Origin of the sequence: Streptomyces nigrescens (assembly GCF_027626975.1) — a bacterium.
GTDB classification, from domain to species: domain Bacteria; phylum Actinomycetota; class Actinomycetes; order Streptomycetales; family Streptomycetaceae; genus Streptomyces; species Streptomyces nigrescens.
The window spans coordinates 2332914-2355098 of record NZ_CP114203.1 but is presented as its reverse complement, the minus strand read 5'-3'; the positions used below and the strand labels follow the sequence as shown (position 1 = coordinate 2355098).

At 71.6% G+C, this 22185-nt stretch carries 18 protein-coding genes; 7 read left to right on the top strand and 11 right to left on the bottom strand.

The window, feature by feature from the left end:
• Positions 1–95: 95 nt before the first annotated feature.
• Positions 96–2576, top strand: a complete 2481-nt coding sequence (locus tag STRNI_RS10600) for a hypothetical protein (RefSeq protein WP_277411077.1) — start codon at positions 96–98, stop codon at positions 2574–2576.
• Positions 2577–2872: 296 nt separating this feature from the next.
• Here STRNI_RS10600 and STRNI_RS10595 read toward each other — a convergent pair whose 3' ends face one another.
• The 3 genes from STRNI_RS10595 to aceA all read right to left on the bottom strand — a co-directional run bounded on the left by STRNI_RS10595 (position 2873) and on the right by aceA (position 6751).
• Complete coding sequence (locus STRNI_RS10595; protein WP_266442632.1) at positions 2873–3742, bottom strand: 3-hydroxybutyryl-CoA dehydrogenase; 870 nt, start codon at positions 3740–3742, stop codon at positions 2873–2875.
• On the bottom strand, positions 3739–5331 hold the full coding sequence (aceB, locus tag STRNI_RS10590) for a malate synthase A (RefSeq protein WP_277411076.1): 1593 nt from the start codon (positions 5329–5331) through the stop codon (positions 3739–3741). Before aceB ends, STRNI_RS10595 begins: the two co-directional genes overlap by 4 nt.
• 136 nt (positions 5332–5467) lie before the next feature.
• Positions 5468–6751 carry an isocitrate lyase gene (aceA, locus tag STRNI_RS10585; protein ID WP_277411075.1) on the bottom strand — a complete coding sequence of 428 codons (1284 nt, stop codon included), beginning with the start codon at positions 6749–6751 and terminating at the stop codon, positions 5468–5470.
• A gap of 375 nt (positions 6752–7126) precedes the next feature.
• On the opposite strand from aceA, the gene STRNI_RS10580 reads away from it, so the two are divergent.
• Entirely contained in the window at positions 7127–8533 is a 1407-nt protein-coding gene (locus STRNI_RS10580) for a short-chain fatty acyl-CoA regulator family protein (protein WP_159485669.1), read from the top strand.
• 133 nt (positions 8534–8666) lie between these two features.
• Here the strand turns inward: STRNI_RS10580 and tsaD are convergent, their stop codons facing one another.
• Complete coding sequence (gene tsaD, locus STRNI_RS10575) at positions 8667–9734, bottom strand: tRNA (adenosine(37)-N6)-threonylcarbamoyltransferase complex transferase subunit TsaD (RefSeq protein ID WP_277411074.1); 1068 nt, start codon at positions 9732–9734, stop codon at positions 8667–8669.
• Between the two features lie 218 nt (positions 9735–9952).
• Here tsaD and STRNI_RS10570 point away from each other — a divergent pair, with 218 nt between their 5' ends.
• Positions 9953–10804 carry a hypothetical protein gene (locus STRNI_RS10570; protein WP_277411073.1) on the top strand — a complete coding sequence of 284 codons (852 nt, stop codon included), beginning with the start codon at positions 9953–9955 and terminating at the stop codon, positions 10802–10804.
• A 202-nt stretch (positions 10805–11006) separates the two neighbouring features.
• Here STRNI_RS10570 and STRNI_RS10565 read toward each other — a convergent pair whose 3' ends face one another.
• Positions 11007–12536 (bottom strand): helix-turn-helix domain-containing protein, encoded by a 1530-nt coding sequence (locus STRNI_RS10565; RefSeq protein ID WP_018088849.1) that lies wholly within the window; start codon positions 12534–12536, stop codon positions 11007–11009.
• Between the two features lie 87 nt (positions 12537–12623).
• Here STRNI_RS10565 and STRNI_RS10560 point away from each other — a divergent pair, with 87 nt between their 5' ends.
• Both STRNI_RS10560 and STRNI_RS10555 read left to right on the top strand, forming a co-directional pair.
• A complete protein-coding gene (locus STRNI_RS10560) occupies positions 12624–13613 on the top strand; it encodes a DUF1648 domain-containing protein (RefSeq protein WP_277411072.1) in 990 nt (329 codons plus the stop codon).
• A gap of 1 nt (position 13614) precedes the next feature.
• The gene (locus tag STRNI_RS10555) at positions 13615–13974 is read left to right on the top strand and encodes a GntR family transcriptional regulator (RefSeq protein ID WP_093648684.1); all 360 of its coding nucleotides are present in this window, start codon (positions 13615–13617) and stop codon (positions 13972–13974) included.
• A gap of 201 nt (positions 13975–14175) precedes the next feature.
• On the opposite strand, the gene STRNI_RS10550 is transcribed toward STRNI_RS10555, so the two are convergent.
• Positions 14176–15495, bottom strand: a complete 1320-nt coding sequence (locus tag STRNI_RS10550) for an MFS transporter (protein WP_277411071.1) — start codon at positions 15493–15495, stop codon at positions 14176–14178.
• Between the two features lie 121 nt (positions 15496–15616).
• Between STRNI_RS10550 and STRNI_RS10545 the strand changes: the two genes are divergently transcribed.
• Both STRNI_RS10545 and STRNI_RS10540 read left to right on the top strand, forming a co-directional pair.
• On the top strand, positions 15617–16555 hold the full coding sequence (locus STRNI_RS10545) for a nucleotidyltransferase domain-containing protein (RefSeq protein ID WP_277411070.1): 939 nt from the start codon (positions 15617–15619) through the stop codon (positions 16553–16555).
• A 315-nt stretch (positions 16556–16870) separates the two neighbouring features.
• Positions 16871–17695, top strand: a complete 825-nt coding sequence (locus STRNI_RS10540) for a S16 family serine protease (RefSeq protein ID WP_277411069.1) — start codon at positions 16871–16873, stop codon at positions 17693–17695.
• Positions 17696–17767: 72 nt separating this feature from the next.
• On the opposite strand, the gene sigJ is transcribed toward STRNI_RS10540, so the two are convergent.
• The 5 genes from sigJ to STRNI_RS10515 all read right to left on the bottom strand — a co-directional run bounded on the left by sigJ (position 17768) and on the right by STRNI_RS10515 (position 22179).
• Positions 17768–18652: an RNA polymerase sigma factor SigJ gene (sigJ, locus tag STRNI_RS10535; protein WP_018088855.1), complete on the bottom strand. Its 885-nt coding sequence runs from the start codon at positions 18650–18652 to the stop codon at positions 17768–17770.
• A 151-nt stretch (positions 18653–18803) separates the two neighbouring features.
• On the bottom strand, positions 18804–18965 hold the full coding sequence (locus STRNI_RS10530; RefSeq protein WP_381845807.1) for a hypothetical protein: 162 nt from the start codon (positions 18963–18965) through the stop codon (positions 18804–18806).
• A 102-nt stretch (positions 18966–19067) separates the two neighbouring features.
• Complete coding sequence (locus tag STRNI_RS10525; protein WP_277411068.1) at positions 19068–19661, bottom strand: DinB family protein; 594 nt, start codon at positions 19659–19661, stop codon at positions 19068–19070.
• A 240-nt stretch (positions 19662–19901) separates the two neighbouring features.
• The gene (locus tag STRNI_RS10520) at positions 19902–21062 is read right to left on the bottom strand and encodes a GDSL-type esterase/lipase family protein (RefSeq protein ID WP_266442665.1); all 1161 of its coding nucleotides are present in this window, start codon (positions 21060–21062) and stop codon (positions 19902–19904) included.
• A gap of 7 nt (positions 21063–21069) precedes the next feature.
• Positions 21070–22179, bottom strand: a complete 1110-nt coding sequence (locus STRNI_RS10515) for a HEAT repeat domain-containing protein (RefSeq protein WP_277411067.1) — start codon at positions 22177–22179, stop codon at positions 21070–21072.
• Positions 22180–22185: the final 6 nt, after the last annotated feature.

Here is a 22185-nt window from a genome sequence, read left to right as displayed (position 1 = left end):
GCCGTTGTCAGTGGTCCATGTGACGATCGCTCGGGTACGGCCGGTGTGCGCGCAGCGACCACCGGCCAGGTCGCAGCTCGGGAAGGGAACCACCCGTGAACCACACCAACCGCTTCGCGCTCCGCCTCGCGCTGAGTCTCGCCGATCCGGCCACCGCTGAGGGGCTAGCCGAGCGGTTGCGCCCGGAGCTGCTGGCCGTTCTCGCGGACCGGTTCGGGCTCCCGGAGGGGATGGTCGAGGAGCTATTGGGCGGGGACGCCGCGCAGATGCGGGCCGCGCTGTTCATCGAGCCCGGGGAATGGCTCCTGGGGGCGGCCGAGCTCGGCGATCCGACGGTCGGCCGGGCGTTGTGGTACGCGGTGTTCCGCGACGACGAGGAGGACCGCCGGCGTGCGATGAACCACGTCCCCGGCCTGCCGGCGGCGCTGCTGGACGCCGCCGACCTCACGGACCCGCGCTGGTACGAGGACGACGGCCTGTTCCCGGTCCTCTGCAACGAGCGCGTCGGCTCCTCGCTCGTACCCCTCCTCACCAGCGGATTCCCCGGGGTGAACGTCGTCGGCCTCGCCCTGTTCGGCGTGCATCTGCCCCCGCCGGTGGTCGTGGACGCCTGCATCGGCCTCCTGGAACTCTGGGGCAGCACCGAACCGTTCACCCAGCTCCTGGAGCTGTCCGAGGAGATCCCGGCTCTGGAATCCGGGCATCCATGGCTGCCGGAGCTGTTGCGGCAGGCCATCGACGCCCCCGATCCGGAGTCCCTCCTGAGGGCGCACCGGCCCGACGGGGAGTGGGCCGACCCCGAGCACCTCCGCGCCATGCTGGAACTCCGCTACGGTGACGGCCCCGCCGTGCGGCCCGACGGCCTCGACTGGGACCTGATCCGGCGCGAGCACGAACGACTGCCCCTGGGAAAGGCACCGGGGCACTCCGGCAACTACGGCTCGGGGCTGCTCCAGCTCACCCGGTGGGAGGGCTGCCCCGCCGACCTGGTGAGGGAGAGCTTCCGTCACAACGCCTATCAGACCGCCTGGCAGGCCGCCGACCTCCCCTTCGAGTTCCTCTCGGAAATCGCCGCGGACGACATCCCGCTGAGCCACGTCCTCAAGCGCGGCATCGGCGAGGGCGGGCTGTCCCCGCAGCGGGTCTTGACCGAGCTGACACCGGCGGCGGACATCCTGCGCGCGCTGCCGTACGACCACGAACCGACCCGCAAGGCCGTCGCCGATCTCGTGGCCCCGCTCGGCGCGGACCCCGTCAACTGGCTGACGTACTACGACCGGATGCGGCGCTTCCCCCGGAACAGCGTCGCCGCCCTGGTCGCGGACGTCACCGACCCGGGCTCCCGCAAGAAGCGCTGCACCAGCTGGCCACGGCCGCGGAACGCGCAGTTCCCGCCGGGCGACACCCCCGAGGAGTCCCGGGCCGCGTTCCTCGGGATGCTCGAATGTGCCCCGGAGGAGGTCCAGATCGCCGTCGTCCCGTCCCTCGATCCGCTGGCCGTCCAGCAATTCCTCCGGGAGGGGAATCCGTCCCCCGCGGTCCGCGAGGCGGTGGTCGCCGCCCACGGGCTTCCCGCCCAGTTGGCGATGGCCGCCGGAACCGTCCGCGAGGAGAAGCTGGAGTACCTCCTCGGTCTCGACGAACCGGCGGTGGACGCCAAGCTGTTCCGCGACCACTTCCTCGACCGGTCCGAACGCGCGCGGCTGCTCGCGGGCCGGCTGCGCGGCGGCGGCATCCGCCCGGTGTCCGGCGAACTGCTCGCCGAGCTGGACGACTTGATCATCAGCCAGGACCGCGACAGGCTGCTGGACGGCCTGGAATCCGGCGATCTGAACGTGGCCCGCCGGATCCTCGACAAGCTGCGCCTCTATCTTCCGGCCGGCCGGCTGCGGCTGCTGAGCGCCGTGTGGGAGCGCGGCGGGCCGGACGCCGTACGGGAGATCCTGGCCATGAACCGCCTCCCGGTCACCCTCCGCCGCTGGACCGAGAAACTGCTGGACGTCCCCGACGGTCTGGAGCGGCTGCGGGCCCGGCTCGCCGAGGAAGCGGCGCCGGAGCGGCTGGCGGCGTATCTCACCAGGCCGGGCGACCGGCCCGACATACGGCTGAACCGGCTTCTCAGCGAGGGCATGGAGCTGCCCTGGGAAGCCCTGGTGGCGGCGCACCGCGCCGGTCCGCTCTCCGCTGACCTGGTGAACGCCCTCGTGACGGAGCACCCGGACTGCCCCCGCGAACTGCTGCTGGCGGGGCTGGCCAACTCCCCCGAGCGATGGGGAAGCTGGACCGATACCGCGCTGCGGAACGGATCGCTCACCCTGGAGGACCTCCTCGACCACACGGCCCCCGCCCAGGCGGCGCTCGACCTCCTGCACCGCTACCGCTACGGGCACCGCGACGACCGGTTCCCCGAAGAGATGTGGCGGCCCGTGCGGGAGCGGGCCGCGGCGCTCGTCCGGGAACATCTGGGCACGGACGTCGAAGCCTGGTCCGTCTTCCTCCGGCTGCTCCCGACATTCGTCGGCACCCTCCCCGAACTCGCCGCAACGGCCGGGGCCGTGACCCGTGTTCCGGCCTGAGCGGCGAGTGCCTGATTTGGGCGTCCGCCGCGGGAGGGCCAACGGGGAGGAGAAACGGGGGAGGACCGCCGCGGGAGCGCCAACAGGGAGGACCATCGCAGGAGGACCACCACGGGCGGACCACCACGGGCCGACCACCACCCACCTCCCCTCTCCGAGACCGACCAGGCCATCAGCTGCGGCCGGGACGGCCCCGTAACGGGGTGCGGAGCAGTTCGGTCCGGCCCCCCTCTGCTCCGCACCCCGTTCCACAGCAGCCGCGCGGGTCCCTCGGCCCGGCGGCGGACCGGGGCCCCTCAGCCCCGGTGGTAGGTGTGGAACCCCCGGCCCGTTTTGCGGCCCAGCAGGCCCGCCTCCACCATGCGCTGGAGCAGCGGGGGCGGCGCGTAAAGGGGTTCCTTGAACTCGTCGTACAGGGACCGGGCGATCGAGGCGACGGTGTCCAGGCCGATCAGGTCCGCGAGCTTCAGCGGTCCCATGGGGTGGGCACAGCCGAGCTCCATACCCGCGTCGACGTCGGCGGCGGAGGCGAAGCCGGACTCCGTCATCCGCACGGCCGACAGCAGATACGGGATGAGCAGGGCGTTGACGACGAAGCCCGCCCGGTCCTGCGAGCGGATGACGCTCTTGCCGAGGGTCCGGGTGGCGAAGTCCTCGACGGCCGTGACCGTCTCGGGCGCCGTGTGGAGGGAGGTCACGACCTCCACCAGCGGCAGCACGGGCACGGGGTTGAAGAAGTGCAGGCCGACGACCCGGTCGGCGCGCCGCGTCGCCACCCCCAGGCGCATCACGGGGAGGGAAGAGGTGTTCGACGCGAGGACGGCACCGGGATCCTCGACGATCTTGTCGAGCGCGGTGAAGATCTCGGTCTTGGCGTCCGCGTTCTCCACGACGGCCTCGACGACGAGCTGCCGGTCGGCGAGGCCGTCGAGACCGGCGGTGAAGACCGTCCGCGCGAGGGCGTCCTGCGCCGCGTCCCGCTCCAGCTTTCCGTGCCGTACCGCGCGGTCCAGCGAGGCCGCCACCCGTTCCTCCGCGGCGCGGGCGGCCATGGCGTCCACCTCGCACACGACGGTGTCCAGTCCGGCCCGTGCGCACACCTCGGCGATACCGGCGCCCATCTGGCCACCTCCCACCACCCCGACGCGCTGGATGCTCCCGCTCATGACCGTGCCTCCGCGTGCCGGACCAGGTGACGGGTGTAGGCATCGGGGGTGAAGAAAGCCGGCAACTCCCGTGCCAGGGCGGTCCGTTCGAAGAGATCCCGCACCGCGTCGACATCCGCCCAGGGGTACTCGGCACCCAGGGCGGCGCTCTCCTCGTCGAGCATCCGCAGCACCGTCTCCCGGTCGACGACGCGGTGCCGCAGCCACTGCCAGATCTGCGCACGGGCGATCTCGGCGGTTGCCGCGTCCTCCATCAGGCCGTACAGGGCGACGGCCCCGCTGCCGCGCAGCCAGGCGTCGAAGTAGCGCAGCGCGACCGCGATGTTGGTGCGCAGCCCCTCCGCTGTGGGCGGACCGCTGATCCGGCGCACCGACAGCAGGTCAGCGGCGGTCACCTCCACATCGTCGCGGGTCCGCTCGATCTGGTGCGGCCGGTCCCCGAGGACGCCGTCGAAGACCTCACGGCAGACGGGGACGAGACCGGGGTGGGCGACCCAGGAGCCGTCGAAGCCGTCCTCCGCCTCACGTTCCTTGTCCAGCCGGACCGTGGCCGGCGCCGCCTCATGGGCGGCCCGGTCCGTGCCGGGCACCTGCGCGGCCATGCCGCCGATCGCATGGGCGCCGCGCCGGTGGCAGGTGCGCACCAGCAGTTCCGCGTACGCCCGCAGGAACGGGGCGGTCATCGTCACCTTGGCCCGGTCCGGCAACAGGAAGTCCGTACGGTGCCCGAAGGTCTTGATCAGGCTGAACAGGTAGTCCCAGCGGCCGGCGTTGAGCCCGGCGCTGTGCTCGCGCAGCTCGTAGAGGATCTCGTCCATCTCGACGGCGGCGGTGATCGTCTCGATGAGTACGGTGGCGCGGACGGTGCCGCGGGGAATGCCGAGCAATTCCTGGGCGAGGACGAACACGTCGTTCCACAGGCGGGCCTCGCCCCGGTTCTCCAGCTTCGGCAGGTAGAAGTACGGCCCGTGGCCGGCGTCGATCCGGCGCTGCGCGCAGTGGAAGAAGTAGAGCCCGAAGTCGACGAGGGAGGCGGGCACGGGCCGGCCGTCGAACTCCAGGTGTTCCTCGTCCAGGTGCCAGCCGCGGGGCCGGACCATGACGGTGGCGAGCCGGTCGCCCAGCCGGTACTCCTTGCCCGCCTCGGTGGTGAAGTCGATCCGGCGCTCGATGGCGTCGAGCAGGTTGAGCTGACCGCCGACGATGTGCTCCCAGGTGGGGGAGGTGGCGTCCTCGAAGTCGGCCATCCACACGTGCGCACCGGAGTTGAGGGCGTTGACGGTCATACGGCGGTCCGGCGGGCCGGTGATCTCGACCCGGCGGTCGGTCAGCCCCGGAGCCGGGGCCGCCACGCGCCAGGAGCGGTCCGCGCGGATGGCGGAGGTGGTGAGGCGGAAGTCGAGCGGGGAGCCGGCCGCGAGACGGCTCGCCTGGCGGCGGCGCTCCCGCAGGACGTCCAGGCGACGCTCGCCGAAGGCGGCGGCCAGGTGGCCGACGAAGTCCAGGGCCGCGGGCGTGAGGATCTCCTCGTGGCGGTCGCCCGGCGCCGCGAGGACCCGGACGCGGTGTGTCAGTGCGCTGGTGGACATCAGGTTCTCCTGATCGGGAAGCGGAGCGAGGGCCGGCCGGAGACGGTCGCCCGGCCCTCGCCCGGTCACGGGCCGGAACGGCAGGCGCCCGAGGGCGGGCTAGGGGGAGACGCCTCCTACTAGAGGGAGACGCCTCCTAGCGGAACTGCTCCTCTTCGGTGGAGCCGGTCAGCGCGGTGGTGGAGGAGGCGGGGTTGAGGGCCGTGGAGACCTGGTCGAAGTAGCCGGTGCCGACCTCACGCTGATGCTTGACGGCGGTGAAGCCGTGCGCCTGGGCGGCGAACTCCCGCTCCTGCAGGTCGACATAGGCGGTCATCCCGTGCTCGGCATAGCCTCGGGCGAGGTCGAACATGCCGTGGTTGAGGGAGTGGAAGCCGGCCAGGGTGATGAACTGGAAGCGGTAGCCCATCGCGGCCAGCTCCCGCTGGAACTTGGCGATCTGGTCGTCGTCCAGCGCCGCCTTCCAGTTGAAGGACGGCGAGCAGTTGTACGCCAGCATCTGGTCCGGGTACCGGGCGTGGATCGCCTCGGCGAACTCCCGGGCCTGTGCGAGATCAGGGGTGCCGGTCTCGACCCAGATCAGGTCGGCGTACGGGGCGTAGGCCAGGCCCCGCGCGATGACCGGTGCCATGCCGTTGCGGACCCGGTAGAAGCCCTCCGCCGTGCGCTCGCCGGTGACGAACTCGGCGTCGCGCTCGTCGATGTCGCTGGTCAGCAGGTTCGCCGCGAGGGCGTCCGTACGGGCCACGATCACGGTGGGCACATCGGCGATGTCGGCGGCGAGACGGGCCGCGTTGAGGGTGCGGATGTGCTGGCCGGTGGGGACGAGAACCTTGCCGCCGAGGTGGCCGCACTTCTTCTCCGAGGCGAGCTGGTCCTCGTAGTGGATGCCGGCGGCACCGGCCGCGATCATGGCCTTGGTCAGCTCGCAGGCGTTGAGCGGACCGCCGAAACCGGCCTCCGCGTCGGCGACGACCGGGGCGAGCCAGTCGGTGGTGTCGCCGTCGCCCTCGGCGGTGGCGATCTGGTCGGCGCGCAGCAGCGCGTTGTTGATCCGGCGCACCACCTGCGGAACGGAGTTGGCCGGGTACAGGCTCTGGTCGGGGTAGGTGTGGCCGGCCTGGTTGGCGTCGGCGGCGACCTGCCAGCCGGAGAGGTAGATCGCCTGCAGCCCGGCCTTGACCTGCTGTACCGCCTGCCCGCCGGTCAGCGCGCCCAGCGCGTGGATGTAGTCCTGCTCGTGCAGCTGCCGCCACAGCCGCTCGGCACCGCGCCGGGCCAGGGTGTGCTCCTCGCGGACGCTGCCGGAGAGCCGGACCACCTCCTCGGCGCCGTAGGTGCGCTCGATGCCCTGCCACCGGGGATCGGTGGCCCAGCGCTGCGCGAGCTCCTCGGCCGCCGTCGTCCTTGCCTCTGCCATGGTCGTCACCGTCTCCTCGGTTGTCCGGTCTGCCAATCTCCCCGCTGCCCGCGAAAGGGAATGGCACTGGGTGTCCTGTCTGGGATGCGGCCCGCCTTCCCGCCGCTGGGTGGAGCTGAGCAATGCCGCCGGTCAGCCTGCTGCCGTTGCCGGGATCTCCGACTTCAGGGCCGTGAATCGGGCCCGGTGGGGCGCGTTGGCCGCCATGGTCCGGCGGGCCGCACAGGAACTCTGGCACCGGCACTGAGTGCCAACAACTATGGCCGTGTGCCAACTTCTGCGAATCTTCATGGCCGCATTTGCCAACTTTGCGAAGGGTGTTGCGACGCATGGTTCACGTACGCTGACGACCGTCCCGGACTACGGAGGTGCGCGGTGAGCAAGACCTACGCGGGAGCGCGGCTGCGACGGCTGCGCGAGGAGCGCCGGATGAGCCAGGCCGAGCTGGCCCGGGTCCTGGGCATCTCACCCAGCTATCTGAACCAGATGGAGCACGACTCCCGCCCGCTCACCGTGCCGGTCCTGCTGCGGCTGACCGAAGCCTTCGGCGTCGACCCCGGCTTCTTCTCGGAGCGCGACACGACCCGCCTGGTGGCGGATCTGCGTGAGGCGCTGGCCACGGAGCTCGCCGAAGCCCGGGTGTCCCCGGCCGACCTCGCGGAACTCTCCGCACGGATGCCCGCGGTCGCCAAGGTCCTGCTCGACCTGGGCCGCCGCAACCAACTCCTGGCCGAACGGCTCGCCGACGCCGCGGACGGCCGGGACACCGGACAGGAGGCACCCCGCTCACCGCACGAAGAGATCCGGGACTTCTTCTACCGCCGCCAGAACTACCTGCACGACACCGACCTCGCGGCGGAGCACCTGGCCGAGGAGATCGGCATCCGGCCCGGCGACGTCGTACGGGCCCTCACGGCGCGCCTCGCCGACGGCCACGGCGTGCGCCTGGCCGCCCGGACCGGCAACCACCTGCACCACTACGACGAAGCGTCCCGCACCCTCCACCTCTCCGGCCGCCTCCGCCCCGGACAGCGCGCGTTCCGTATGGCGACCCAGCTGGCCCTGCTCGAATACGGCGACGAACTGGACCGCCAGGCCGCCCAGGACTTCCCGGCCGGCTCACCCACCCACGCCCTGGCCCGCATCGGCATCGCCAACTACTTCGCCGCCGCGCTGATCCTGCCCTACCGCCCTTTCCACGAGGCGGCCGAAGAGGCGCGCTACGACATCGAACGCCTCACCGACCGCTACGGCCTCGGCTACGAGACCGTCTGCCACCGCCTGAGCACCCTCCAGCGGCCCCGCCTGCGCGGGGTGCCGTTCTCCTTCGTCCGCGTCGACCGCGCCGGCAACATGTCCAAGCGGCAGTCCGCGACCGGATTCCACTTCTCCCGCGCCGGCGGCACCTGCCCGCTCTGGAACGTCTACGAAGCCTTCGCCGCACCCGGCCGCATCCACGTCCAGATCGCCGAAATGCCGGACGGGCAGCGCTACTTGTGGACGGCCCGCGCGGTCACCCGCCACCGAGGAGGCTGGGGCGAACCGGGCAAGACCTTCGCCATCGGCCTCGGCTGCGAAATCCGCCACGCCGCACGCCTGGTCTACTCCGACGGCCTCGACCTCGACAGCGCCTCCGCCGCCACACCCATCGGCATGGGCTGCCGGGTCTGCGAACGCCTCGACTGCCCCCAGCGCGCCGCCCCGCCCCTGGGTCGACCCCTGAAGATCGACCAGAACAGCGGCACGTTCATCCCGTATCCGGTGGCGGATCACTCGGCATGACGGCCTGACCGGCCCCTCTTCCCACGACGGCCGGCCAAGGCACCCGCGCACACGGCAGGGACACCCTCCGCATCCGCTGCAAGCCGCTCGCCAGCGGCGACTTCGGCCCTCCGGCCCTCCGGTCCTCCGGCCGTCAGGACACCGCCGCGGCGGCGCGGGCCACCGGATGCAGCGCGGCGTACTCCAACGGCGCCGACGGATCGATCGAAACATCCAGCGGGGCGGGTTCGGCACCCGCCCGGACCAGCAGATCCCCAATGGCGGCGATCATCGCCCCGTTGTCCGTGCACAGCCGCAGCGGCGGCACCCGCAACGCGATGCCGGCCGCGGCACACCGCTCCTCCGCAAGGCTCCGGACACGGGAGTTGGCGGCCACCCCGCCCACCACGACGAGAGTGCCGACCCCGTGGGCGGTGCAGGCGGCAACAGCCTTACGGGTCAGCACATCGGCGACCGCCTCCTGCAACGAGGCCGCCCCGTCCGCCACCGGCAGGACCTGCCCCCGGTGCCGCTCCGCCCACCGCGCGGCGGCCGTCTTCAGCCCCGAGAAGGAGAAGCCGTACGGATCGTCGCGCGGACCGGTCAGCGGCCGGGGAAAGCTCACGGCGCGGGCATCACCTTCGCGCGCCGCCCGGTCGATGGCCGGGCCACCGGGGTACGGCAGCCCGAAGACCCGGGCGACCTTGTCGAAGCACTCCCCGGCGGCGTCGTCCAGGGTGTCGCCGAGATGCACGATCGGCTCGCGGGCCAGGTCCCGGACGAGGAGCAGCGAGGTGTGGCCCCCGGAGACGATCAGCACCACACAGGGATCGGGCAGCGGGCCGTGTGCGAGGGTGTCGGCGGCGACATGACCGGCCAGGTGGTGAACCCCGTACAGCGGCACATCCAGCGCGTACGCCAGGCTCTTCGCCCCGGCCAGCCCCACCTGGAGCGCCCCGGAGAGCCCCGGCCCGGTCGTCACCGCGACCGCCCCGATATCGGACATCCCCAGCCCGGCCTCGTCCAGCGCCCGCCGCACCACCGGGTTGAACGAGTGGACATGGGCACGTGCCGCGATCTCCGGCACCACACCCCCGAACCGCGCATGCTCATCCATGCTCGACGCCACCGCATGCCCCAGCAGCCGGCCGTTCCGCACCAGCCCGGCCCCCGTCTCATCACAGGACGACTCAATGCCCAGCACCACGGGTGCCCCACGCATGCACTGCTCCTCTCACTTACTGAGAGCAGGTTAATTGCCTACCTCTCGCTATTGCTAATAATGTGCAATAAGCAACGCCAATCAGCGCACAGGCCCTCGGAACGGAGCCAGGACCGGCACCGGACGCACACGCCAGGAAATGCCCGGTCATCATCGAGTGCCACACGGCGCCGACCGGCGGCTCCCGTAGGAACCGGTCGTTCCCGTAGAAGGAGACGATGAATTCGCCATCGCCATCGCCATCGCCATCGCCGCGCGCCCGCCTGCGCCACGCGCTGCTGCGCATCGGAGCGGGGCGGCACGCCCCCGAGGCCGACCTCCGTACCGACCTCGAATGCGCACTGTCCGAACTGGCCGAGGAGATGCTGGGCGAGCGCTCCCGCGTCGGCTCGGTCACCCTCGGCAGCGCGGACCACACCTGGGGGCGGAACCTCGGTTTGCGGCTCGCCGACCATGACGTGGGGCTGCCGAACCTGCTCTGGAGAGCGGACGGGAGCGCTCTCCCGACACGGGTGCGGGAGACGCACCCGGCGCTGTGCCAGGACGAGTGGGAAGCCGCGCTACTGGTCGGCAAGCTCATCCTCATAGTGCTCGAGTCGGAGCCCGACCTCGACCCCGCCCCCGAACCCGTACGTGATAAGGCCGTACCGCATCCGCAGCGCCTCCCGCGGCCGGCCCGAGCGCCGGGCAGGGAGAGCTTCTGCCGGTCGCTGACCGCCCTCGCGGAACACGGGAATCCGCAGGACGAACTCACGGCCCGGCTGCGCACCACGCTTCTGGCCTTCGCGTCGGAGACTCCCGACAACCAGGAGGCCGCTCACCACATCGCAGTACTGTCCACAGCACCACCGCAGCCCGCGATACGCCTGTGCCTGAGCCGCTCGGGCCTCTCGCTCGGGCAGGTACTGCTGAGCGCCGACGGCTGTCCTGTGCCTGGCTCTGTGCTGGAGGAATTCCCGGACCTGAACCAAGACGAATGGAACGCCGTCATGCACGTCACCGGCCTGGTCCTCTCGGCCTTCGAGACCGAACCGGCCAACGCGGCGGGGCGGTTGCCGCATTCCACCTGACGGCTCAGGACGCTCGGATCGCGGTACGGCACGCCGTGCGAGAACGCGAGAGAAGCCGCCACGACTCAGGGCGTCCCGACCCCGCCGCGCAGGAAGGTGAACGTGGTGCACGTATCGCCGCATGCCCCCCCACAGATGCCGCCGCACCCGCTCCAGGGCCCACATCACTGCGGTTCAGGAAGGGTGCGGCGGCATCCGCCCCTCAGATGTCCCGGAAGATCTCGATCTGCGCCCCGATCGAATTGAGGCGTTCCGCCAGGTCCTCGTAACCCCGGTTGATGACATAGACGTTGCGCAGGACGGAGGTGCCCTCGGCGGCCATCATGGCCAGGAGGACGACGACGGCCGGGCGCAGGGCCGGGGGGCACATCATTTCTGCGGAGCGCCAGCGGGTCGTGCCGTCGACCAGGACGCGGTGCGGGTCGAGGAGTTTGACCTGGGCGCCGAGGCGGTTGAGGTCCGTCAGGTAGATCGCGCGGTTGTCGTAGACCCAGTCGTGGATGAGGGTCTGGCCCTGGGCGCTGGCCGCGATGGCCGCGAAGAAGGGGACGTTGTCGATGTTGAGGCCCGGGAAGGGCATCGGGTGGATCTTGTCGAGCGGGGCCTGGAGCTTGGAGGGGCGGACCGTCAGGTCGATGAGCCGGGTGCGGCCGTTGTCGGCGGCGTACTCCGTGCTGCGCTCGTGGTCCAGGCCCATTTCCTCCAGGACGGCGAGTTCGATCTCCAGGAACTCGACCGGGACCCGGCGGATCGTCAGCTCGGACTCGGTGACAACTGCCGCTGCCAGCAGGCTCATTGCCTCGACCGGGTCCTCGGACGGCGCGAAGTCCACATCGCGTTCGATGTGTGCGGCGCCGTGCACGGTGAGCGTGGTGGTGCCGATGCCGTCGACCCGGACGCCCAGCTCCTCCAGGAAGAAGCAGAGGTCCTGGACCATGTAGTTGGAGGAGGCGTTGCGGATGACCGTGACGCCGTCGTGCCGGGCGGCGGCCAGCAGCGCGTTCTCGGTGACGGTGTCGCCGCGCTCGGTCAGTACGATCGCGCGCTTGGGGGCGACGCTGCGGTCCACCTCGGCGATGTAGGTGCCGTCGGTCGCGGTGATCTCCAGGCCGAAGTGGCGCAGTGCCGTCATGTGGGGCGTGACGGTGCGGGTGCCGAGATCGCAGCCGCCCGCGTACGGCAGTTTGAAGTGGTCCATGCGGTGCAGCAGCGGGCCGAGGAACATGATGACGCTGCGGGTGCGGCGTGCCGCCTCGGTGTCCATCGAGTCGAGGTCGAGCTCCGCGGGCGGGACGATCTCCAGATCGTTGCCGTCGTTGATCCACCGGGTCCGTACGCCGATGCTGCCCAGTACTTCGAGGATGCGGTAGACCTCCTCAATACGGGCCACCCGGCGCAGAGTTGTGCGGCCCGCATTGAGCAGTGTGGCGCACAGCAGCGCCACACAGGCGTTCTTGCTCGTCTTCACGTCGATGCTGCCGGACAGCCGGCGTCCGCCGACCACCCGCAGATGCATCGGCCCGGCGTAGCCGAGCGAGACGATTTCGCTGTCGAGAGCCTCGCCGATCCGGGCGATCATCTCAAGACTGATGTTCTGATTCCCGCGTTCGATGCGGTTGACGGCGCTCTGGCTGGTGCCCAGAGCCTCCGCAAGCTGCGTCTGTGTCCAGCCACGGTGTTGCCGGGCGTCACGGATGAGCCTGCCGATGCGTACGAGGTAGTCGTCTGCCATGGAGTGACCGTATCTCAGATATGAGATGGAGCTGTATTGCGACATGCCGAGTTGTTCTACTACTATGCGAACAACTGAGAGGTAGTCATGAAGAGTGCATTACGTTCCGCCCCGCCCTCGGACGGCTCCGCGCGGACCTGGCTCGCCGCCGTCCCCTTCGTTGTCGTGATCGTGGTCTTCGCCGGTATCTATATGGGGGTGGCCGACCGGCTGCCCGATCCGCTGGCCACCCACTTCCGCGACGAACGCGCCGACGGCTTCTCCTCGGTTCCGGGCTTTCTGACCGCGTCCCTCGCCCTGCTCCTCGCCCTCGGCTCCGTCTTCGGCCTGCTCATCCATCTGCGGGTACCGGCCCCCGACGTGCCGTGGCTGATCGCCGGCTGCTACTTCACCTCCGCTGAGCTCGGTTACGTCTTCTGCGGGACGCTGCTCGCCAACGCCGACGCCAGCGACGCCTCGGCCGTCCGGGAACCGTGGTGGCAACTGCCCGTGGGTCTCGGTGTGGCGCTGTTCGCCGGCGCGCTCGGGCGGCTGCTCGCCGGGGCGGCGCCCCCATGGCCCCGGCGGGCACCCGGTGCGACGTCCCGGCTCGACGTCCCCGCCGGCACGACCGCCGGCTGGTCACGTACCATCAGCTCACCCCCGCTGATCGTGCTGGGTGTCCTGCTGCTCGGCGCCGGACTCGTCGTGGGCATCCTCGCCGGCTGGTTCCCGGCCGCCGGACTGCTCTTCGGCGGTGCCGTGGTGCTGCCCCTGGCCTCCGTGCGGGTGACCGTGGACCGGCGCGGGCTGGCCCTGTCGCCGACGCTGCTGCCCGGTCGCTTCCGGCTGCGGCGCATCCCCGTCGACCGTATCGCCGAGGCCGGCAGCCGCCGGATCGCCTGCTTCGCCGAGTTCGGCGGCTGGGGCTACCGCATCCGGTCGGGCGCCAGCGGCCTCGTACTGCGCTCGGGGGAGGGCGTCGTGGTGCGGCTGACGAACGGCAGGGAGTTCGCGGTGACGGTCGATGATGCCGCGACGGCCGCCGCACTGCTCAACACGTATGCGGACCGCGCGCAGGCGCGGCAAGGAGGCTGAGGTGCTCTTCCGGGTCGACCCCGGGTCGTCCGTCCCGCTCGGCGACCAGATCGCGGCCTCGGTCCGCGGTGCCATCGCCGACGGCACGGTGGACACCGGGGAGCGGCTGCCGGCCGCCCGCGAGCTCGCCGCGTCCCTCGGCGTGAACGTCCATACCGTGCTGCGTGGCTATCAGCGCCTCAAGGAGGAGGGGCTGATCGAACTCCGCCGCGGCCGAGGTGCGGTGGTCATCGGTGGGGCCGCTCCCGCCCGCGCCCGCCTCGGGGAAACCGCGGAGCGGCTGATCGCCGAGGCCCGCAAGCTGGGGCTCTCCGACGAGGAGATCGTGACGGTGGTACGGGTGGGGCTCGCGGGACGGTAAGGCGAAGCGGGCAATGCCACCTACCTCACCGTCGAGGCTCCGCCGCGCTGCTGAGGCGCCTCCGCATTGCCGAGGCTCCTCCGCACTGCCGAGTGCTTCGTGGGAAGCGCCGAGAGGTGGCGTCATGCGGCTGTGGCTGCGTCGTGGCTGGTCGCGCGGATACCTGCGCCCCTGGGGACGCCCCCCTCCCCGCACCGGACTTCAGCGGGGTCGCTCGGCTTCGCACTCGTCCCTCTCCTCGCCCGTCGGCGCCGGCCCCGGTGCGCGTAGGCCGCGTACCTGGGGGGAGAGCAGGGCGGCCGCCGAGACGAGGACGATCAGCGCGGCGCAGCCGGCGAGGGCGGGGCCGACGCCGGTCCGTGCCGCGACCGGCCCGGCGATCAGCAGGCCGAGCGGCGCGAAGGCCAGTGAGCCGAACCAGTCGTACGAGCTGACGCGGGACAGCGCCGCCTCCGGGACCTCGCGCTGGATGGTGGTCGCCCACAGCACACCGAAGATGTCGGCGGCGATACCCGAGCCGAACATGGCCAGCGCGATCCACGGCACCGGCGCCCTCACGGCGAGCAGCGCGATCGGGAGGGCCAGCGGGAAGGTGGCCAGCACCGCGATCAGCACCGGCCGGCGCACCCGGATACGGGCGGCCAGCCCGGCGCCCGTGATGGTGCCCAGCGCCTGCGCGGCGACGATCAGTGACCAGGAGCGTGCCCCGCCCAGCTCGTTCTCGGCCACCAGTGGCCCCAGCACTCCGGCATTGGCATTGAGCGCGGCGACGACGACCGAGTACTGCGCGACGACCACCCACAGCCACTGCCGTCCGGCGAACTCCCGCCAGCCGTCCCGCAGATCGGCCCACCCCGAGGACCCCGTACGGGCCCGCGCGGGCAGCCGGAGGCCCCGGACCAGCAGCGCGCTCACCACGAACGACACGGCGTTGAGCGCCAGGGCCCAGCCCGCGCCGACGACGGCGACGGCCACACCGGACAGTGCGAGCCCCAGCAGCATCGAGCTGTTCATACCGACCCGCAGCAGCCCGTTCGCCCGCTGCAGCCGTCCGGCGGGGACGAGCAGCGGAATGACGCCGTCCATCGCGGGGGAGAACAGCGCGGTGGCCGTTCCCGCCAGCGCCGCCAGTGCGCAGAGCGCCATCAACGGGGCATGCCCGGTCAGCACCATGGCGGCGAGACCGGCGTAGGCGGCGGCGCCGACGAGATCGGTGACGATCATCAGCCGGGAGCGCGACATCCGGTCCGCCATCACCCCGCCCGCGAGGATGAACACCAGCTGGGGCACCGCCTGACAGGCCAGCACCAGTGACAGTTGCCCGGGACCCGCCCCCGGCAGCGCCAGCACCGCGAAGGAGAGCGCCACCCGGGCGAAGCCGTTCCCGAGGACCGAGATGGTGCGGGCGGCGGCCAGCAGGACGAACCGCCGGTCACGCCAGAGAGGCGGGTCGGCAGATGGCGGGGCGGTGGCGGCGGGCGGGGACGGGCAGGCGGGCGCGGGTTCCGGAGTGGCCGTCACGGCGTCAGCGTAGGAGCCGGATGTCCGTGCCGCGCGCGGAACTCCGTACATCGGCCGGGAATGTGCGGTGCACGGGGCCGCCCTCCTGCCGCCGCCTCCTTGTCAGGGCCAGACTGCGGTCATGACCTCCACCCCTGGACCCGCCCCGCTCCCCGAGCCCGCCCCGCCCGGGGCGGCCGCCGAAGCCACCGGCGAACGGAACCCTGCTGACCGGACCACCCCTGACGGAGTCCCGCCTGACCGAGTCACCCCTGTCCGGCCGGCCACCGACCGGGCAACGGCCCATCTCCTGGACCGCTTTCTGGCCGCCCTCCGGCCCCGGCTCCCGCTCAGGGCGCTCTGGGCACACGGCTCCCTCGCAGGCGGCGACTACCAGCAGGGCCGCAGTGACCTCGACCTGATCGCGATCGTCGACCGCCCGTGTACGCCGGAGGAGGAACGGCAACTGGGCGAGCTGCACGCGACCCTGGACCGGACCGACCCCCTCGCAGCGAAGCTGCACTGCAGCTACTTGGCGGCCGACGAGACGGCCGACCCCGCACATATCCACCTCACCTGGGCCCACCGGGAACTGAAGCGCCGCACGGTCACTCCGGTCACCCGACGCGAACTCCACACGTTCGGACGCGTCCTGTACGGTGACGCCCCCACTACCCTCCTCCCGCCGGTGACCGACGCGGAGCTCGCCACGTTCATCCGCACCGACCTGCGGGAATTCTGGCGGCCCGCCCTGGACGAGCCGGAAGAGTGGCTCCAGGACATCTGGGTCGACCTCGGCATGCTGACCCTGGCCCGCGCCACGGTGACCCTCCGCGACGGCACGCTCATCAGCAAGGGCGAGGCGCTGGCCGTCCTCGGTGAACTCGGCGCCCCGGACGAGGTCATCGCCGACATCCGGCACCGCCGCTACGGGCCCGCGGCACCGCCCCATCCGCCCGGCCCCGCTCGCCCCTCCGACCGGCTAGGCCGCCGCGCCGACCTGACCCGGGCGTTCCTCGGCCCGGCCATCGACCGCACCCTGGCGACGTACGGCCACACCTTTCCGGCCCCACCCGGCTGACCGTCGTCCGAAGGCCCGGTCCGGTGTCCGGTGTGCGCTGACCGCCGCCCGCTCCAACGGGCCACTCGTGTACGGCCCTTCGGCACGTGTACGGCAAACGGGGCAGTGGCGTACGGAGGCGGTGGCGGGTCCGCTCGCCCGTCTGTGGCGCGCGCCCGACCCTCAACGGGGCCCGCACGACCGGCAATTCGACCGGTGCGGCCTGAACTCGCCGTGTGGTGCCGGAAGATAAGCCAGCCGGACCCCGGCACCCCCTCAAGGCGGCCGTGCCGGGTCGGATGAAGCCGGACAATTGCCCTGCCCTAGATTTGCGGGGTGACGACCCTGCGCCCCTCCCGCACCGGAACCCCGGCCCGCCGCCGCACCCTCTCGCGCCCCCATGCCCTCGTGTTCGGCGCTGTGCCCGTCGTGGCGCTGCTGGCCGTCGCGGGGTTCGCGCCGCTGCCGTACTCCGTGGCGCGGCCGGGCCAGACCACGGATGTGCTGGGTACGCACGGCGGCGGGGAGGTCATCTCGCCGAGCGGGGCCGCGGTGCGCAAGACCTCCGGCCAGCTGCGGATGGTGGCGATCCAGGCGACCGCGCCGGACGCCGGTATCCGCGTGGGGGACGTGATCGAGGGGTGGTTCCGCAAGGACCGTGCGGTGATGCCCCTGGAAGCGGTCTTTCCCTCCGGCATGTCCGATGCGGAGATCGCGCAGCACAATGTCGCGGAGATGAAGTCCTCGCAGCGGGACGCGACCACGGCCGCGCTCCGCTTTCTGCACCGGGACCCGGACCGGGTGAAGGTGCGGCTGCGGCTCGACGATGTGGGCGGGCCCAGCGCCGGACTGATGTTCTCGCTCGGCATCGTCGACAAGCTGGCAGGCGACGGCAGCGGCGGCGATCTCACCGGCGGCCGCACCATCGCCGGCACGGGGACGATCGACGCCGACGGAACGGTGGGCGCGGTCGGCGGGGCGCCGCTCAAGATGCAGGCGGCCCGCCGCGACGGGGCGAGCGTCTTCCTCGTGCCGAAGGCGGAGTGCGCGCAGGTGCGGCCCGCGCCGGAGGGGCTGCGGCTGGTCCCCGTCAGCACCCTCAAGGGCGCGGTGCAGGCGTTGCGCGCACTGGCGAAGGGCGGCCCGGTCCCCGGCTGCTGAACCCGGCCGCCCCGCCGCCCGGCCCCGCTCGCCCTCCGACCGGTTCGCCCGCCCCGCCCCGGTCCCGCTCCGTCAGTCGTCGAGGATCGACAGATCCAGCCGGCTCAGCCGCGCGAGGTCGGCGAGGATATTGATCTCGACGATCTTCCCGTGGGCGATGGTGAAGCCCAGGACGGACAGCGGCTGCCCGCCTTGCGCCGTGACGAGCCCCGGGGTGCCGTTGACCAGTGCCGGGCGGGCGAACGGGGCGAACCGGGAGAAGGTGAGCGCCTGCTCGACGACCGCGCGCGCTCCGCGGACCAGCTTCGACAGTCCCTCGGGCGTACCACCGGCGTCGGCGCGCAGCACGACATCCGGGTCGAGGACCGCGAGCAGCCCCTCGAAGTCACCGCCGCGCGAGGCGGCGAGGAAGGCATCGACCACCTCCCGCTGGCGCGCGAGATCGGTGTCCGGTGCCGGGGCGGCGCCCTGGACACGGCGGCGGGCGCGGCTGGCGAGCTGCCGCGCGGCGGCGGGGGTGCGGTCGACGAGCGGCGCGACCTCGTCGAAGGGCACCGCGAACATGTCGTGCAGGACGAACGCCAGCCGCTCGACGGGGGTGAGGGTTTCCAGGACGACGAGCAGCGCGAGTCCGACCGAGTCGGCCAGCAGTGCCTCTTGTTCCGGGTCGAGGGCGTCCGGACGGCTCACGAGGGGTTCGGGGACATGCACCTCCAGAGAGTCCTCCCGGCGGGCCTTGCGCATCCGCAGCTGGTCCAGGCACACCCGCCCGACGACCGTCGTTAGCCATCCGCCGAGGTTCTCCACGTCGTCCGCACCGGACCGGCTCAGCCGCAGCCAGGCCTCCTGGACGGCGTCGTCCGCCTCGCTCAGCGAGCCGAGCATGCGGTAGGCCACCGCCCGCAGATGCCTGCGGTTCTCCTCGAAGCGTTCCGCCAGCCACTCGTGGTCGTTCATGGGCCTCATTCCTCCCCGTCGGTGTCCGTCACCGCACTGACGGATGTCACGGGCCGAACGTGACACGGGGGAGCCCCGGTGAGGGTGTGCGAGTTGCGCCCCGCCCGTTGTCCGCTCTCACAGGCCCGGTCTCACAGGCAAGTGGCGGGTCTCACCGGTCGTTGGATTCCGCCGGCGCCGGGCGGACGGCCAGCGCCTCGATCTCGACCCGGAAGCCGGGCTGGACCAGACCGGCGACCTGGACCAGCGAGCAGGCCGGTGGGCGCCGCGCCGTGGCCCTGCGACGGCTGGGACAGGCGTGATCATCACACACCCGAGGCGGAGAGCGGCCGTATTCAGCACGATTGAGGGGGCCGCCCGGCCGCCGCCAGTGCACTCCGAGCGCAAGCAACCCACGATGCTCTCCGGCCCGGAGTTACGCCCCTCGGTCGGCTTCCCGCGCCGCACGCTCCAGCCGGCTGCGGTAGTTCTCCCACCACGCCGAGTCGACTGGCGGCATGTCGTCTTTGCCCTTGTTCATCCCCACGGCGCCGTCCATGAGTTCCCGGAGGACATCGGCGTGCCCCGCGTGCCGGTGGGTATCGGCGATCACGCGCACCACGGCGTGATGCAACGTCACCTCGTTCTTGTCGCTCGGCCACCACGGCACCCTGCCGATGGTGTCCAGCGCCAGTGCGTCGATCGTCGCGTCCGCGTGTGCCCACGCCCGGCGGTAGAGCCCCACCATCTGCTCGCGTGACTCGTCGGCGGTGGCCCACATGTCCGCGTTCGGCTCAGCGCCGTCTTCGAGCCAGGGCTGCGGCTCGCCGGACGGCCGTCCGAAGGTGTCGCCGAGGTAGCCCAGCTCCACACTCGCCACGTGTTTCACCATGCCCAGGAGGTTGGTGCCGGTCGGCGTCAGTGGGCGGCGGATGTCGTACTCCGAAAGCCCTTCGAGCTTCCACAGCAGGGCATCGCGGGCGGACTGCAGGTAGCGGTGAAGGTCGGCCTTGGGGCCCGATGCGGTCATGTGCCAAGTCTGCGGTTCCCGTGACCTCTGTCCACCGTTTTTGTCCCTGCTGCTCCTCCCTGCTGCTCCTCCCTGCCGTTTGTCCTTGCTGTTTGTCCCCGCCGTTTTGCCCCCGCCCGCGGCGAACCGGGTCAGGTGACGCAACGACCGCATCGGACGGGCCACTTGAGACCGGCTCCATATCGCCGGTGCCATGTCCCCGGTGCCCGGGTTCCCAGGCACCCGGGTGACCCGCGCAAGTCACCCGGGTTCGGCTCCGCTTCCGTGAAAGGGACCCTCGTCCCCGAAGGCATGGGCGGCGAAGCGTCTGCCCATCCGGCGGTACGCGGCGGCGCCGGGGTGCAGGCCGTCGGCCAGGTCATCCGTCTCGTCGGGGCCGAGCAGTTCGCGTCCGTCGAGATAGTGCAGGTGGGGATCGTGTGTCTGCCGGGCCGCCACGATCCGGGCCAGTTCGGCGCGGACCACCGTCAGCGACAACGCCCCACCGGCCACCTCGGCAGGGTCGCCCAGGGCGGTGAGCTTCCCGTCCGGGCCCGTCGCGGTCGGACCGGGGGTCTCCTCCAGGGCCGGACAGCTCACCGGGGACATCAGGAGCAGCGGGGTGTCCGGGTGTCCGTCCCGGATCGTGTCCAGGAATCCGTGTACCGCCGGGCCGAACGTCCGCAGCCGGAAGGCGGCCAGGCTCACGATGTTGATGCCGGCCTTGAGGCTGATCAGATCGGCGGGCATATCGCGGATCGTCCGGGCCACATAGGGATCCAGCAGCGCGTTGCCCGCCTGGCTGAGGTTGATCACCTCCACGCCCCCGAGCGCGGCCGCCACCACCGGCCAGGTGCCGGTCGGGCCGTCCGCCTCGAGGCAGTGGCTGATGGAACTGCCGTGGTGCACCCAGCGGCGCCGCCCGTCCGGCAGCGGCGCCAGCACCGAGCCGTCGGCGCGCAGTGCCACCAGCTCCGTGGGGGTCTGCTGCGGCAGCCACAGCTCGATCTGCTTCATACCGGCCGGCAGCCCGGCGAACCGTACGGTCCCCGGCTCGCCCGGGATCACTCGCTGTACGGTCCCGGGGCCCGCCATCAGCAGCACATTGCCCACCGGCGCTTGCCGTCGCCCGGCCGGGGCGCCGTCCACCAGCAGTTCCAGCATCCCGGTCGGGCGGGGCCGGGGGTCGGTGGCGAGCTGCCCCGTGGAGGTCAGCACCTCGAACTCCAGCTCGCGCGCGTCGGTACGGAACACCAGCCGCACGCCCGAAGGCATCACGGTCACCCCGTGGACCGATGGGTCCTGGTACTGCTCCTTGGTCCACGCGGGCAACCGGCGCGGCATCACCCCCGCCTCCGTGACCTCCAGGTCCAGCGCACCCCGTAACTCCACGGGCCCGCCCACCAGCTGAACCGCCTTCATCGTCACCTCACCTCTCCCGTCCCGTGTCCCGCACTCCAAGCTCCGGATGTGCGGCGCCAGCTGCCGGTCCCTCACGACCCGCAGCAACCTTCGCTCGTGTGTGGTGGCCGCGTCGATGAGACTCGCGTATCCCGAGAATGTAGGCCGCAGTCAGCGCAACGACACGGTCTTCGTCATGGGACAGCTCCGCGAGGGCACATGACGTGGTGCTTCCCGGGATGTCCGCGAGCGCCTGTGTCAGCCGTCGACGCGCAGACGGTTCAAGGGTGGCGCGGGCAAGGCAATCAATGAGCCCGGTGGCGATCTGCTCCGCCAATACGGGGTCACCCGCCAGCGTGCTCAGTGCATCGGCTGCATCGACGTCATTCGAGTCCTCGACGACCATATCGACGAGCGTCGGGACCGCATCGGCCACTCCACGTGCCCCGAGCGCCAGCGCTGCATACCTGCGGACCACGAGGTCGGGGTTCGCGAGGGCGTCCTGCAGCAGCGCGGTCGCCTCATCGTTCGGCATCTCAGCGAGGGAGCGGACGGCACGTTTCCGTACCTCGGCCACCGGTGAGCCGAGGCCCTCCGCCAGCAGCGCCGCTGCGCCCTCGCCCGACTGCGCCAGAGCCCATCGAAGTGCTCCGGCGACGTTCTCGTCCGTCTCGTTCAGCGCTGCCTCGACCAGTGCCTCCACTGGCACCCCCACCTCTTCCACTGAGGACAAGGCCGCGCGCTGGCGCGTCCCGGCGCTCTTCGACCCCAACGCCTGGAGGAGGGCAACGATCTGGAGGACGTCCTCCCAGCCGTCGGGTTCCGCGGTACCGATCCGGCGAAGTCGCGTGAGCAACTCCGTTTCCCCTGCGATGCGTTCTCGCGTCTGGCGGATGAGGTCGTCGACGAGCTCCGATGGCGTGAAGCCGGGATCATCGAGCGCGCGGCTGACGTCACGCAGCGACAGCCCCAAGGACCGCAGGCTCTCGATATGGAAGATCCGCCGGATGTCCTCGCCGGAGTACTCGCGATAGCCACCGTCGGTACGTCCCGTGGGCCGCACGAGGCCGAGCGAGTCGTAATGCCTGAGCATGCGGGCGCTGACCCCCGACCGTCGTGCCACCTCACCGATCAACACTGCCTC